The following is a 13,737-nucleotide window of genomic DNA, read 5'->3' on the forward strand; positions in this document are numbered from 1 at the left end:
ATCGGGGCCGGGCTGCTGCTGGCGCTGGCCCTGCTGCGGGTGCCGATCGCCTTCGCCATGGCGCTGGTGGGGGCAGGGGGCTTCGCCATCCTGCGCGGCACCGGACCCGCGGGGGCGATGGTCGGCAACGCGGTCTTCGACACCGGGCTGAACTATTCGCTGTCTGTGGTGCCGCTCTTCATCTTCATGGGCAACGTGCTGGCCGCCTCAGGCATCGCGCAGGGTCTGTTTGCGGTGGCCGACCGGCTGTTCGGGCGGGTGCGCGGCGGGCTGGCCCTTGCCGCGGTCCTCAGCTGCGGGGGCTTCTCGGCCGTCTGCGGATCGTCGCTGGCGACCGCCGCGACGATGGCCAAGGTGGCGATGCCGCCAATGCGGCGCTTGGGCTATTCGGACGGGCTGGCCGCCGGGTCGATCGCGGCGGGGGGGACGCTGGGCATCCTGATCCCGCCTTCGGTGATGATGATCGTCTACGGGCTGCTGACCAATACCGACATCGGCAAGCTCTTCGTCGCGGGCATCCTGCCGGGGCTGCTGGGGCTGCTGGGCTATCTTCTGGCGGTGCTGGTCGCCGTGCGGGTCCGGCCGGACCTCGCGCCGCCGGTATCCCGCGCCGCCGCGCCGCTGACCCGGCGCGACGTGGCGGGGGTCCTGTCGGTGCTGGCGCTGTTCGCCTTCATCATGACCGGCATCTACGGCGGGCTGTTCAGCCCCATCGAGGCGGCGGGGATGGGCGCGGCGGCGGCCCTGGTGATCGCCGGTCTCGGCGGCGGGCTGGACCGCGCGGGCCTGTGGGGGGCGCTGGTCGATACCGCCGTCGCCACCGCCATGATCTTCGCCATCATCATCGGGGCCGAGATCTTCGGCAATTTCGTGACGGTGGCCGGGTTGACGCAGGGGCTGTCGGACCTGGTCGCGGGCCTCGGCCTTGGTCCTTGGACGGTGATGCTGGGCATTGTGGCGATCTACCTGCTGCTCGGCTGCGTGCTGGAAAGCCTGTCCATGATCCTGCTGACGGTGCCGGTGTTCTTCCCGGTGGTGTCGGGCATGGACTTCGGGATCGAGACGCTCGGCTCGCACGAGGCCATCCTGATCTGGTTCGCGCTCGTCGTTGTCGTGACCACGGAAATCGGGCTGATCACCCCGCCGGTCGGGATGAATGTCTTTGTCCTGCGCTCGGTCGTGCCGGACGTGCCGCTGGCGACGATCTTCCGGGGGGTCTTTCCCTTCTGGGTCGCCGACATGGCGCGGCTGACCCTGATCGTCGGGATCCCCGGAATCTCGCTGTGGCTGGTGATGTAGGGCGGCACGCGCCGCCCTTCGCCCTCAGTCCCCCCGGCGCAGCGCCGGAAGCCCCACGCCCGTCGCGTCGAAGCCGCCATCCACGGCCAGCGTCTGCCCGGTGACGAAGCTCGCGTTGTCCGAGCAGAGGAAGACGATCCCTTCCGCGATCTCGCGCGCCTCGCCATAGCGGTTCAGCGGGATGGCGTCGTAATAGGCGGCGATGATCTCGGGCGCATGGACCTCCATCGCCAGCTTGGTGCGGACGGGGCCGGGGGCGATGCAGTTCACGCGGATGCCCAGTTCGCCCAGTTCGGCGGCATATTGCCTGGTCAGGTGGATCACCGCCGCCTTGGAGGTTCCATAGGCCACCCGCAGCGTCGAGGCCCGCAGCCCCGAGATCGAGGCGATGTTGACGATGGCCCCCTTGGTTTCCGCCAGCGCCGGGGTCAGCGCCTGGGTGCAGAGGAACACGCCGTCAAGGTTCGTGGCCATCACCTCGCGCCACTGCGCGAAGCTGACCGAGGGCGCACGGGAAAACAGCGCCACACCCGCATTGTTCACGAGCGCGTCGATGCGGCCGAAGCGGGAAAGCGCCTGGTCGCGCATCCGCTCGACCTGCTCGGGGATGGACACGTCGGCCACGATGGGATGGACGCCCTGCAGGGTGCCCGAGGCGGCGGCCAGTTCGTCCCCGTCGCGGTCCACCATGGCGACCTGCCAGCCGCGTTCGAGGAAAAGCTCGGTCGCGGCAAGGCCGATGCCGCGCGCGGCGCCGGTGACGAGGGCAGTTTTCGTGGTCATGGTCTGTCCTTGGAAGGTTCGATCAGGATTTCCAGCGTCACGCCCACGGGGTTTTCTCCGCGCGCCAGCACGCCGTGAAAGAGGGTGCCGTCTATGTCCACGACATCGATGGGCAGATGCGCGCGACCGCCTTCGACCCGCGCGTCTGCAAAGCGCAGTTCGGTCGCCAGGCAATCGACCCGGGCGCCGTCCTCGAACAGGATATGGTCGATGCTGCCGAGGCCGTGGACGCGCGCCTCGGTCCAGCCTGCCTCGGCACACAGCGCCTCGACGGCGGTCACGACATCCTCGCCCGGCGCGATGCGGGCGATCAGGCCGAAAGCGTCGGGCAAGCTGCCCGAGATCTGGAACAGGGTGAAGTTCGTTTCCGCATCCGGGCGCGAGTCGAACCAGGCGTCCTGCGCGCCGATGCCTGTCACCGCCGTGTCCTGCGCCACCACGCTGTCGAGGGGCAGGAGGTGGCCCATGGCCCTGCTGTCGCCTGTGCCCCAGATGCCGTGACAATGCAGGAAAGCCGCGCCGTCGCGCTGGCCGACGCTTGCGGTGGCGGCCTCGATCCGCGTTGGCCCCTCGGGTGCGAAAGTGTCGGAATACCATGCCGCATGAGAGGCATCGCTGGACAGCGCCGGCAGCACAAATCGCATCGGATCACAGGTCACACCGTCAAGGAAGACCATGCCTCCCGGACAGCCCGCCTCGGCGAACAACCGGGCCACCCCCGCCATTACCGTCTCGCCCGCCTGCAGGGTGCCCTCAATCGGCACCAGCCGCGTCCGCGCAACCTGCACCCGCTCGGCCGCGCGCGGTCCCGGATGGATCATGCGCGCGGAGGTTCCGCCTTTTCCGGCTTCGGAAGGTCTTAAATATCCCCGGCTGGCGAGCGCCCGGGAAACGGTCCGGTGGACCATTTCCAGTGAGCCAGGGGCGGAGCCCGAGGGGGGCAGAGCCCCGGTTGCAGCGTCCGACGTCATGCCGACGCCTCTCCGGTCAATCCCAGACGCTCCAGTTCCTCGCGGATCATCTTCTTGGTAATCTTGCCGTAGGCCGACTTCGGCAGCGCCCCCCACATGACGAACCGTCGCGGCAGCTTATAGCGCGAAAGCTTGCCGTCGAGATGCGCGGCCAATTCCTCGGGCGTGACCGCCGCGCCCTCGCGCGGCACGCAGACCGCCCAGCCGACCTCGCCCCAGAGGGGATCGGGCATCCCCAGCACGGCGACCTCGCTGATGGCGGGGTGGGTCAGGATCTTCTCCTCGACCTCGCGCGGATAGACGTTCGAGCCGCCCGAGATGAACATGTCCGACCGCCGTCCGGTGATGTAGAAGAACCCCCGCGCGTCCATGTGGCCGAGGTCGCCCGTGCGGAACCAGCCGCCCCGGAAGGATTCCGCATTGGCCTTGGGGTTGTTCCAGTAGCCCGCGAAGACGGCGGGGCCGGTCACGCAGATCTCGCCCGTCTCGCCCGGGGAGACCTCGTTGCCGCTGTCGTCCTGAACCTGCACCTCGAGCCCCGTGCGGGCAAAGCCGCAGGTGCCGGTCAGGCCGTCGTCCGTGGCGCTGTGAAGATATGTCGGCAGGACGGTGATCGCGCCCGTGACCTCGCCCAAGCCGAAATACTGGACCAGCACCGGGCCCAGCACCTCCAGCGCGCGCTTCTGGTCCTCGCGGTACATCGGCGCGCCCGCGTAGATGACATAGCGCAGCGAGGAGAGGTCGGCCGTGACGGTCGCCGGATGTTCCACGATCAGCTTCAGGATCGTGGGAACCGTGAAGATGGTGGACACGCGCCATTCCGCGATCAGGGCGCAGACGGTCTTGACGTCGAACTTCTCGGACGGCATCAGCACGGTCTTCACCCCGCGCGCGACCTGCGTCAGCTGGTGGACGCCCGCGCCATGCGACAGGGGCGCCACCACCAGCGAGGCATCCTCGGGCGTCAGTCCCGGCATCAGGTCGGCGAGGTGGTTCGTGACGACAAAGGCCATCTGCCCGTGGGTCAGGACGGATGCCTTTGGCCGCCCCGTGGTGCCCGAGGTGAAGAAGAACCAGCAGGGATCGTCGCGGTCCACCACCGCCACCTTCGGGCGCTGGCCCATGTAGTCCTCGGTCAGCGCCTCAAGCGAGGTGCCGAAGGCATCGCCGCCGATGGTGAGCGTGAAGCCCAGATCGCCGCTGGCCGTGGCGTGATCGGGGAAGGCCGCGTTGCAGACCAGCCCCACCGCGCCCGAGGCCTGCACCTGATATGCCACTTCCTCCGGCGTCTGGCGGAAATTCGCGGGCACCCAGACGCCGCCCGCGCGCCAGACCGCGAACATGGCCTGCATCATCTCGGGGCAGTTCTGCGACTGGCAGAGGACGCGGTCGCCCTTCTTCAGGCCTAGCCGGTCCTGCAACGCGGCTGCCAGCGCGTCGGTGCGGGCCTCGAACTCGGCCCAGGTCCAGCGGCGCTCGCCCATCACCAGCGCGATCTCGTCGGGCAGGCGGCGGGCGGATTGCGTCAGGAAGGTCGCGAGGTTCATCACCCGCGTGGACACGGGCAGGACCGTCGCGGCGAGCCCCGCGGCGGGCAGGTCGTTCATTTCACCCTCTCGAGGATCGAGCAGTAGTTGGCAACCGCAGCGCCCCCCATGTTGAAGACGCCCGCGAGCTTCGCGCGCGGCACCTGCATCTCACCCGCTTCCTCCATCAGTTGCAGGCAGGCCATGACGTGCTGGGAAACGCCCGTGGCGCCGATGGGATGGCCGCGCGACTTCAGCCCGCCCGAGGGGTTCACCGGCAGCGCGCCGTTCATGCGGGTGGTGCCGTCGCGCACGACCTTCCAGCCCTCCCCGGGCGGGGCCAAGCCCATCGCCTCGTATTCGATCATCTCGGCGATGGTGAAGCAGTCATGCGTTTCCACGAGGTCGAGATCCATGATCTGGACCCCCGCCTGATCCAGCGCGTCGGCCCATGCCCGATGCGCCCCTTCGAAGGCAATGGGATCGCGACGCGATAGGGCCAGCACATCGCCCGCCTGCGCCCGGGCGCGGAAGCGGATGGCGCGGGTCAGGGTCTCGGCCGTTTCGGCATCGGCCAGCACGATGGCCGCCGCCCCGTCCGAGATCAGCGAGCAGTCGGTGCGCCGCAGCGGCCCCGCCACGCGCGGGTTCTTCTCGGACGGCATATTGCAGAACTCGACCGAAAAATCCTTCTGCATATGGGCGTAGGGGTTGCGGGTGCCGTTCTCGTGGTTCTTGGCGGCGATCATGGCCAGTTCCTCGGACCGGTCGCCGTGACGCTGGAAATAGGTGTTGGCGATCTGGCCGAAGACGCCCGCGAAGCCGCCCTCGACATCCGCCTCCTCGGGGACGTAGCTGGCGGCCAGCAGGATGTCGCCGACCTCGGCCACCGGGGTCGCCGTCATCTTCTCGGCCCCGATCACCAGCGCCACGCGTCCGCGCCCCGAGGCGATGAAGTCGGCCGCCGCGTAAAGCGCAGCCGAGCCGGTGGCGCAGGCGTTTTCCGTCCGCATGAAGGGCACGCCCGCCAGTTCCGGCGTGCCCATCGCCGCCAGCGCGCCCTGGAAGTCCTGCCGCGAGAAGCCGTTGTTCCAGACGCCGACGAAGATGCCGTCCAGCTGCTCGGCCGTCACCCCCGCATGGGCGAGCGCCGGGCCCGCGACCTCGGCCATCAGGGCGGTGGTGTCGGGAGCCTCGGACTTGCCGAAGCGGGTATGGGCCCAGCCCACGATCAGCGGCTCGGTCATGGTTTATCCTTTTGCGGTCTGCAGCGTCGGTTGCGGCGCGGGGTTCGCGCCGAGGGTGAGGGGGCGGGCCAGCCTCGCCTCGATCAGCGCGGCCTCGGTTTGCAGCAGGCGGACCAGTTCCGGCTGGCGGGCGGCGGTCATGCGGGATTCGACGGCGGCGATGGTCAGGGCAGCGGCGGGGCGGCCGTCGGGCCAAAGGACCGGGACGGCCATGCCCCAGCTTCCCGGCACGACCCGGCCGGGGTTCAGCGCAAAGCCCCGTTCCCGCGCCAGCGCCACGTCGGCGGGCAGATGCGCGGCGGCCTCGCCCATCCGGGCCAGGGTCGCGGGGGCGATGCGGTCCAAGGTAGCGGCCGCCTCATCCGGCGGAAGGGCGGCCAACAGGGCGATGCCGCCCGCGCCGACGCCCGCCGGGTTGCGGTCGCCCGCCAGCAGGGCATGGGTGCGGATGGGGAACGCGCCTTCCTCGCGCATCAGGCACAGGACCTCGTCGCCCTGCGGCACCAGCAGGAAGGCGCTGTCGCCGCTGTCGCGCGCCAGCCGCGCCACGCAATCGGCGGCGAGTTCGGCCATGTCGTGCCGCCGCCCCGCGCGCAGGCCCAGAAGGAACGCCCCCGCGCCCAGGTGATAGGCCCGCGTGCCCGCGTCCTGTTCGACCAGATGCGCCCCCATCAGCGAAATCAGCAGCCGGCGGGCGGTGGGCTTGGCCACCCCCGCCGCCTGCGCCAGCGCCGACAAGGGCGCGCCCGCGGGCGGGGCGCGGCCCACGGCGGCCAGCAGCGCAAGCGCCCGGTCCACCGCCTGCGCCCCGCCCGCAAGGGCAGGACCGGCCGCAGAGATGGGCGCCTGCGCCACCACCTTATGCCAGCGCCCGGCCGACCGAGCTTTCAAGGATCGCCCAGGCCTCGTCGCCGAACTTGCCCTTCCATTCGGCATAGAAGCCCGCCTCGCGCAGCTTCTGCTCGAAACCGGCCGGATCGATGTCGTTGAAGGCCATGCCGGCGCCCTCAAGTTCGCCCCGCAGCGACTGGTTCAGCGCCATCACGTCCTGCCGCTGCGCCATGCCCGCGTCGTTCAGGTGCTTCGACACGATCGCCTGCAGGTCCTCGGGCAGCGCCGACCATGCCCGGCGGTTGCCCAGCATCCAGAAGCCGTCCCACATGTGGTTGGTCATGGAACAATACTGCTGCACCTCGTTCAGCTTCGAGGTCGAGACGATGGCCAGCGGATTTTCCTGCCCGTCCACGATCCCGGTCTGCAGCGCCGAATAGACCTCGGCGAAGTTGATCGAGGCGGGGGCGGCGCCGAAGGCCGTGAACATCGAGGTCCAGAGCGGCGAGACGGGGACGCGGATCTTCATCCCCTCGAAATCGGCGGGCGTGGTGATCGGCCCGCGCGAGGATGTGGTCTGGCGGAAGCCGTTGTCCCAGATTTTGTCCTGCACGATCAGCCCGCCCGCCTCGATCTGCGACCGGGCATGGGCGCCAAGCTCGCCGTCCATCGCGGCCCAGACGGCATCGTAGTTGGGGAAGGCGAAGCCGATGCCGCTGATGGAGGCATTGGGAATCAGCGTGGAGAGGATCAGGGGCGAGAGCAGGAAGAACTCGACCCCGCCTGAGCGAAGCTGCCCCAGCACGTCGGTATCCGCGCCCAACTGGTTCGAGGGGAAGACCTGGATGTCCACGCGGCCGCCCGATTCCTCGAGGATCTTCGCCACGGCCTCGGCGGCGCGGACATTGGTCGGATGGGTCATCGGCTGGTTGTTGGCCAGCTTGTAGCTGAACTCGGCCGCGCGGGCGGCGCCGGGCCGGATGAACGGCGCGGCAAGGCCGAGGGCGGCGGCCCCCATCAGCAGGGTGCGGCGGTTGGTTTTCACGGGTTTGTCTCCTCCCAGAGATCGGCTTCAGATGAAGGCGGTGGAAATCGCGGGCACGGCAGCGATGACGCCAAGGCCCACCAGCAGCGCGACCAAGTAAGGCCAGATGCGGCCCATCACGGCGTCGGGCGAGATGCCCGCGATCTTGCAGGCGATGTAGAATCCGATGCCGATGGGGGGTGCCATCAGGCCGATGTTCATCGCCGTCACGATCACCATGGAATAATGGATGTCGTGGATGCCCAGCGTCCGGGCCAGCGGGAACATGATCGGCGCCAGCAGGACGATGGCGGGCAGGCCTTCCAGCACGCAGCCGAGGATCAGGAAGATCACGATCGACGCCAGCATGAAGATCACCGGCCCGCCCGGCAGGGTGGTCATCATCGCCGTCAGGTCGCGGGCGAAGCCCGATTGCGTCAGCGCCCAGGACATGGCGGATGCGGTCCCGAGGATCAGCAGGATCGCGCCCGACATGGCGACGGTTTCCACCAGCATCGGCACGATCCGGCGGCGCGGGATGCCGCCGTAAAGGACGACGCCGATCAGGAAGGCATAGACGACGGCAATGGCCGAAACCTCTGTCGCGGTGGCGACGCCGCCGCCGACGAGGCTGCGGATCAGGAAGGGCAGGACCAGCGCCGGGGCCGCGATCAGAAGCGTCCGGCCGATGATGCCGGGACGGGCGCGGCGGACGCCGCTCATGTCCTCGTCCCGCGCCTTCCAACGGGCGAGCAGCGCCAGCACCAGCAGCAGCACCATGGCGATGACGAAGCCCGCCTTGAACAGCCCGGCGATGGAGACTCCGGCGGCGGACCCCAGCACGATCAGCACGATGGACGGCGGCACCGTGTCGGCCATCGCCGCGCCGGTCGCCAGCAGCGCCGTCATCTCGGCCGGCGAATGGCCGCGGCGGCGCATTTCCGGAAACAGCGCCGGGGCGACGGTCGCCATGTCCGACACCTTGGACCCAGAAATCCCCGAGACGAGGAACATGGAACCCAGCAGCACATAGCTCATCCCCGCCTTCACATGGCCCAGAAGCGAGGCGAGGAAGTTCACGATGGCCCGTCCCATCCCGGTTTCATCGAGGATGCAGCCCAAGAGCACGAAGATCGGCACCGACAGCAGGATCAGGGACGACATCCCCTCGTCGATCCGGCCCATCATCACGAAGACCGGCGCGTGGCTGGCGAAGGTCAGATAGGCGAGCGTGCCCGTGGCGAAGCAGAAGGCGATGGGCACGCCGATGGCCAGCAGCAGGGCCACGACCAGCCCGAGGAAGATCGGCAGGTTCCAGTTGCCCAGGGCGACAAGCCCCGGCTTGCCGAGCCACATGAGGCCGCAGACTGCCCCGACCAGCAGCAGCGAGGACAGGATCGCCCCCCAGTTCCGGGTGCGGACCGTGGCAAGGACCATCAGCAGCGCCATCAGCCCGATGCCCGCGGGCAGGGCCGAAGCCCGCCATGTCATCGGCAGCCCCAGCGCGGGCGAGGTGACGAAGGATTCCTCATAGGCATAGCTGACGGCCTCGGGCAGCAGGCGCAGCAGCAGGATGCAGGTGACGACGAGCCCCGCGACCTCGACCCAGACCCGGATGCGCGGGGGGATCAGCGGCAGGAAGATCGTCAGCCGCAGGTGCTCGTGCCGGTCCACGGCGATGGCCGCGCCCAGCATCGCCATCCAGATGAAGGCCAGCGAGGCGACCTCGTCCCCCCACAGAAGGGGGTGGTTCAAAACATAGCGGAAGACGACATTGGCCAGCACCGTGGCCATCATCACCGCCAGCAGGGCGGCGGCGACAAGCTCGACCGGCCGCATCCAGGTCTCGGCCTTCTTCGGTTCGGTCAGCGTCTCGATCCCGCCCAGCGCCACCTCGGCGCCCGGTTGTTGAGCCAGCTCCATCCCGGTCCTCCTCCCCTGCATATCCGTTCCGCATGACAGAACGATATGGGGTTCTCCCTTGCTCCGGCACTGAACACCAGCTTGTCACCGTCAAGCAAGACGGAAAGTGCTGGAGGCGTTCGTTCCGTGATATGAAACGCTATGAGGGTGCTTCATCTTCCGTGCAATCTTACGCGACGTTCTCTCCTGCTGCTTCCGTGCCGTCGTAGAATGGTGCGGCATGGAGAGGGCGGCGGAATGACCGAGATCAAGGGTGCTGCGGCGCTGGTGACGGGCGGCGCGTCGGGGATTGGCTTGCTGGTCGCCCGGCGGCTGTTCGCGGCAGGGGCGGCGCGGGTGGAGTTGTGGGACATCGACGCCGCGGCGCTGGATCGCGCGGTGCAAGGGTTCCGCATGGCCGGGTTCGATGCCACGGGCGTTCGCCTGGACCTGTCCCGGCCAGACGACATTGCGGCGGCGGTTGCGGATGCCGGAGTGCGGGGCTTTTCTCCCGACATCCTGCTGAACAACGCGGGCATCGTGGTGGGCAAGCCCTTCGCCGCCCATAGCGACGCCGACATCCGGCGCACGATGGAGATCAACGCCCTGGCCCCGATGCTGGTCGCCCGCGCCTTCCTGCCCGGCATGATCGCGCGGGGACGGGGGCACATCGTCAACATCGCCTCGGCCGCGGGGATGCTGTCGAACCCGAACATGTCGGTCTATTGCGCCAGCAAATGGGCGCTGATCGGCTGGTCCGATTCGCTGCGGCTGGAAATGCAGGCGACCCGCACCGGGGTCAGCGTCACCACCGTCACCCCCACCTATATCGACACCGGCATGTTCGCGGGCGCGAAGCTGCGTCTGATCCCCGTCCTGCGCCCCGAGGCCGTGGCCGACGCCATCCTGCGCGCCATCCGCCGCGACCGGATCTTCCTGCGGCTGCCGGGGCTGGTGAACCTGCTGCCCTTTCTCAAGGGGATCATGCCCACGCGGGCCTTTGACGCGGTGGGCGGGCGGCTGTTCGGCATCTATGGTTCCATGGACCAGTTCCGGGGACGCGAATGACCCTGACCGGAATCTTCCAGCGCCAGCGCGCAGGTTTCGCCGCCGATCCCCGTCCCGACCTGAAGGCGCGGCGGCAGGCTTTGGCGCGGCTGGCGGCTGCGGTCCGCGCGTATGAGACCCGCCTGATCGCGGCGGTGGATGCGGATTTCGGCGGCCGCCCGGCGGCGGAAACGCGGCTGCTGGAACTGCTGCCGCTTTATGACGCGATCGGCCATGCGCGGCGGCACCTGCGCGGCTGGATGCGGCGCCGCAGGGTTCCGGGGTCGCGCTTCCTGTGGCCGGCGCGGGCGTTTTACGAATACCAGCCGCTGGGCGTCGTGGGCGTGATCGGCGCCTGGAACTATCCGGTGCTGCTGACGCTCGGCCCGGCGGTGGACGCGCTGGCAGCGGGCAACCGGGTGCTGGTGAAGCCCTCGGAATTCGCGCCACGCGCGGCCGAGGCGCTGGCCGCGCTGGTGGCCGATGCCTTTCCGCCCGAGCAGGTGGCAGTCGTCACGGGGGATGCCGATCTGGCGCAGGCGATGACGCGCCTGCCGCTGGATCACCTTGTCTTCACCGGCTCGACCCGCGTGGGGCGCGAGGTGATGCGGGCCGCGGCCGACAACCTGACCCCGGTCACGCTGGAACTCGGCGGCAAGTCGCCCGCGATCCTGCACGACACCGCCGACCTCGCGCGCGCGGTGCCCCGACTGATGGCGGGCAAGCTGCTCAACGCGGGCCAGACCTGCGTGGCGCCGGATCATGCGCTGGTCCCGCCCGCGCGGATGGCCGAGTTCGAGGCGCAGGCCCGCCGCGCCGTCGCCGCCATGTTTCCGAAGGGGCTGAATGGCGACTATGCCCGGATCATCTCGGACCGCCACCTTGCGCGATTGCAGGGCCTCGTGGCCGAGGCGCGCGAGGGCGGCGCGCGGGTGGTGGAACTGGCCCCCGTGCCGCTCGGTGCGAACGGTCGCATCATGCCGCCGACGCTGGTCTTCGACGCGCCCGAGAACATCGGCCTGATGCGCGAGGAGATCTTCGGTCCCGTCCTGCCGGTCATCCCTGCGGCCACACTGGAGGAGGCGCTGGACCATGTGAACGCCCGGCCAAGGCCCTTGGCGCTCTACTATTTCGACGACGACCGCGCCCGGCAGGACCGGGTGCTGGCCCGCAGCATGTCGGGCGGCGTCACCCTGAACGACTGCATGTTCCACGTGGGCCAGCAGAACCTGCCCTTCGGCGGGGTGGGGGACAGCGGCATGGGCGCCTATCACGGCTTCGACGGCTTCGCGCGCTTTTCCAAGAAGCGCCCGGTGATGGCGCAGGCGCGATGGGCCGGGACGGCGCTTGCCCGTCCGCCCTGGGCCGCGCGCAGGCGGCTGATCGGGGTAATGCTGGCAATCGCGCGGCGCGGCGCCTTGCGCTAGCCTTCCGCCTCGTCCAGCAGGCCGGCGACCCAGTGGGTGGCAAGCCAGGTGGCAGGCACCGCCAGCGGCACCGCGACGATCAGCGTGGCGATGGGCGACAGGTTCGGCCAGCCGACCGAGGCCGAGATCAGCCCCAGCATGAACAGGTTGATCGCCACCGCCCCCCAGACGAAGGGCGACAGGATCAGCCCCAGCCGCAGCAGGTTCCTTTTAGTGGCTGGTTCCATCCGAGAAGGTGATCTTGTTCCAGACATTGTATTTCCCCGAGGGCTTGCGCATCGGCAGCCGCCGCACCTCCTCCAGCGTCTTGGCATCATAGACAACCACCGCCCCGTCGTCTTCCCAGATGGACACCAGCGCGTATTTGCCGTCGCGGGTGAACTCGGTATGCGCCACGGTCTTGCCGGGGGCGGGGTTGACGGTCTTGACGATCTCCAGCGTCTGCTTGTCGATGATGTGGACCTCGTCCTTGTGGGGACCGAAGAAGACGTCGGCCCAGACGTAGGGCGAGGTCTCGTGGCTGCGCAGGAAGAAGCCGGGGCCGTTCGTCTCGATCTGCTTGACCAGCGTCCAGTCGGTCATGTCGATCACCGACAAGACGCCTTCGTTCAGGTGCGGCGTGGCCATGACCTTGTGGCCATCGCGGTCCCAGGTGATGCCGGACCCTAGATGCGGCATCCCCGGCAGCGGCAGTTCGGCCACCTTGCCGCCGCTGGTGAGGTTGATGACCACGCCCTTGGTGCCCTCGCGGTTGGTGCCGATCAGGTTCCTGTAACCGGGATCGAAGAAGAAATCATCCAGCGGCTCCTCGGTGCGGATGCGGCGGCGGGCGAACAGCCCCTCCTGCGCGCCGAAGGCCTCGACGGCATTCTTTTCATAGCTGTGGACATAGCCATCGTAATAGGGTCCCGACTCGGGGTCGGTCGCGACTTCCCAGATCTCGGGGGCGTCCTTCAGCGCAAGGATGAAGCTTTTGCGGTCCGGCGCCTGATAGACCGCGCTGACCCGGCTGGGGGTGCCATCGCGGGCCGCCACATCGATCACGCGCACCGGTTCCAGCGTCTCGGTGGACAGGATCGTCAGCGTCTGCGGCAGATAGTTGGCGACGGCGAGCCACTGGCCGTCATGGCTCATGGCGATGTTGCGGCTGTTGAGGCCCGCGCGGACGCGGCCGACCTCCTTGAGCGACCAGATGTCGTATTTCTCGACCCAGCCGTCGCGGGACATGACGAAGACAAAGCGCCCGTCAGGCGAGAACTTCGGCCCCCCATGCACCGCATAGGGCGTGTCGAAGCGGTCCAGCACGTCGAATGTGTCGCCGTCCAGCACGCTGACATGGTGGTCGCCCGTCTCCACGACCAGCGTGATGTTCATGGGATCGGCGGTGAAGACCGGCTTTCCGGCGGGGGTGTAGTCCGAGGCCATCTCGCGGCTGGCCTCGATGTCGGCCACAGTCCATGTGGGCGTCTCGGCCAGAGGCGCCTTGATGAACTCGACCAACGCGGCGATGCGCTCGGGCGACAGATCCTCCGCGAAGCCCTCCATCTGCGTCGCAGGCCGACCATGCGCGATCACCTCGTCGATGCCGCGCACCCGCCCCAGCGTTTCGGGGATCAGCGCGGGTCCGGTGCCGCCCAGCCGGTTCTCGGCATGGCAGGACGCGCAATGCTCGGCATAATC

General features: G+C 68.9%; 12 protein-coding genes. 3 read left to right on the forward strand and 9 right to left on the reverse strand.

The window, feature by feature from the left end; genetic code table 11:
* The coding region (locus Q4F04_RS04280) for a TRAP transporter large permease (protein WP_303368592.1) at positions 1 to 1,299 on the forward strand (1,299 nt) is incomplete at its 5' end.
* A gap of 24 nt (positions 1,300 to 1,323) precedes the next feature.
* Here Q4F04_RS04280 and Q4F04_RS04285 read toward each other — a convergent pair.
* The 7 genes from Q4F04_RS04285 to Q4F04_RS04315 form a co-directional block, all read right to left on the reverse strand.
* A complete protein-coding gene (locus Q4F04_RS04285; RefSeq protein ID WP_303368593.1) occupies positions 1,324 to 2,082 on the reverse strand; it encodes an SDR family NAD(P)-dependent oxidoreductase in 759 nt (252 codons plus the stop codon).
* Complete coding sequence (locus Q4F04_RS04290) at positions 2,079 to 2,903, reverse strand: DUF296 domain-containing protein (protein ID WP_303368594.1); 825 nt, start codon at positions 2,901 to 2,903, stop codon at positions 2,079 to 2,081. The genes Q4F04_RS04285 and Q4F04_RS04290 overlap by 4 nt, the downstream gene beginning before the upstream one ends.
* A gap of 146 nt (positions 2,904 to 3,049) precedes the next feature.
* Positions 3,050 to 4,660: an acyl-CoA synthetase gene (locus Q4F04_RS04295; protein ID WP_303368595.1), complete on the reverse strand. Its 1,611-nt coding sequence runs from the start codon at positions 4,658 to 4,660 to the stop codon at positions 3,050 to 3,052.
* Positions 4,657 to 5,826, reverse strand: a complete 1,170-nt coding sequence (locus Q4F04_RS04300; protein WP_303368596.1) for an acetyl-CoA acetyltransferase — start codon at positions 5,824 to 5,826, stop codon at positions 4,657 to 4,659. Before Q4F04_RS04300 ends, Q4F04_RS04295 begins: the two co-directional genes overlap by 4 nt.
* A gap of 3 nt (positions 5,827 to 5,829) precedes the next feature.
* The gene (locus Q4F04_RS04305; RefSeq protein WP_303368597.1) at positions 5,830 to 6,681 is read right to left on the reverse strand and encodes an IclR family transcriptional regulator; all 852 of its coding nucleotides are present in this window, start codon (positions 6,679 to 6,681) and stop codon (positions 5,830 to 5,832) included.
* A 4-nt stretch (positions 6,682 to 6,685) separates the two neighbouring features.
* The gene (locus tag Q4F04_RS04310; protein WP_303368598.1) at positions 6,686 to 7,702 is read right to left on the reverse strand and encodes a TRAP transporter substrate-binding protein; all 1,017 of its coding nucleotides are present in this window, start codon (positions 7,700 to 7,702) and stop codon (positions 6,686 to 6,688) included.
* A gap of 27 nt (positions 7,703 to 7,729) precedes the next feature.
* Entirely contained in the window at positions 7,730 to 9,604 is a 1,875-nt protein-coding gene (locus Q4F04_RS04315) for a TRAP transporter large permease subunit (protein WP_303368599.1), read from the reverse strand.
* 237 nt (positions 9,605 to 9,841) lie between these two features.
* Here Q4F04_RS04315 and Q4F04_RS04320 point away from each other — a divergent pair, with 237 nt between their 5' ends.
* A complete protein-coding gene (locus Q4F04_RS04320; RefSeq protein ID WP_303368600.1) occupies positions 9,842 to 10,651 on the forward strand; it encodes an SDR family NAD(P)-dependent oxidoreductase in 810 nt (269 codons plus the stop codon).
* Positions 10,648 to 12,057: a coniferyl aldehyde dehydrogenase gene (locus Q4F04_RS04325; RefSeq protein ID WP_303368601.1), complete on the forward strand. Its 1,410-nt coding sequence runs from the start codon at positions 10,648 to 10,650 to the stop codon at positions 12,055 to 12,057. The genes Q4F04_RS04320 and Q4F04_RS04325 overlap by 4 nt, the downstream gene beginning before the upstream one ends.
* Here the strand turns inward: Q4F04_RS04325 and Q4F04_RS04330 are convergent.
* Positions 12,054 to 12,284, reverse strand: coding sequence for a hypothetical protein (locus tag Q4F04_RS04330; protein ID WP_303368602.1), 231 nt, complete (start codon positions 12,282 to 12,284; stop codon positions 12,054 to 12,056). The genes Q4F04_RS04325 and Q4F04_RS04330 overlap by 4 nt on opposite strands.
* Positions 12,268 to 13,737: nitrite reductase (locus Q4F04_RS04335; RefSeq protein ID WP_303368603.1), on the reverse strand; the 1,470-nt coding region annotated here is incomplete at its 5' end. The genes Q4F04_RS04335 and Q4F04_RS04330, both read right to left, overlap by 17 nt.

This window comes from Paracoccus sp. (in: a-proteobacteria) (assembly GCF_030536915.1).
GTDB lineage: Bacteria > Pseudomonadota > Alphaproteobacteria > Rhodobacterales > Rhodobacteraceae > Paracoccus.

Bases quoted from the DNA above. Each gene is read 5' to 3' on its own strand.
- Q4F04_RS04285 (WP_303368593.1), bottom strand. From the start codon at position 2,082: ATGACCACGAAAACTGCCCTCGTCACCGGCGCCGCGCGCGGCATCGGC.
- Q4F04_RS04290 (WP_303368594.1), bottom strand. From the start codon at position 2,903: ATGATCCATCCGGGACCGCGCGCGGCCGAGCGGGTGCAGGTTGCGCGG.
- Q4F04_RS04295 (WP_303368595.1), bottom strand. From the start codon at position 4,660: ATGAACGACCTGCCCGCCGCGGGGCTCGCCGCGACGGTCCTGCCCGTG.
- Q4F04_RS04300 (WP_303368596.1), bottom strand. From the start codon at position 5,826: ATGACCGAGCCGCTGATCGTGGGCTGGGCCCATACCCGCTTCGGCAAG.
- Q4F04_RS04315 (WP_303368599.1), bottom strand. From the start codon at position 9,604: ATGGAGCTGGCTCAACAACCGGGCGCCGAGGTGGCGCTGGGCGGGATC.
- Q4F04_RS04320 (WP_303368600.1), top strand. From the start codon at position 9,842: ATGACCGAGATCAAGGGTGCTGCGGCGCTGGTGACGGGCGGCGCGTCG.
- Q4F04_RS04325 (WP_303368601.1), top strand. From the start codon at position 10,648: ATGACCCTGACCGGAATCTTCCAGCGCCAGCGCGCAGGTTTCGCCGCC.
- Q4F04_RS04330 (WP_303368602.1), bottom strand. From the start codon at position 12,284: ATGGAACCAGCCACTAAAAGGAACCTGCTGCGGCTGGGGCTGATCCTG.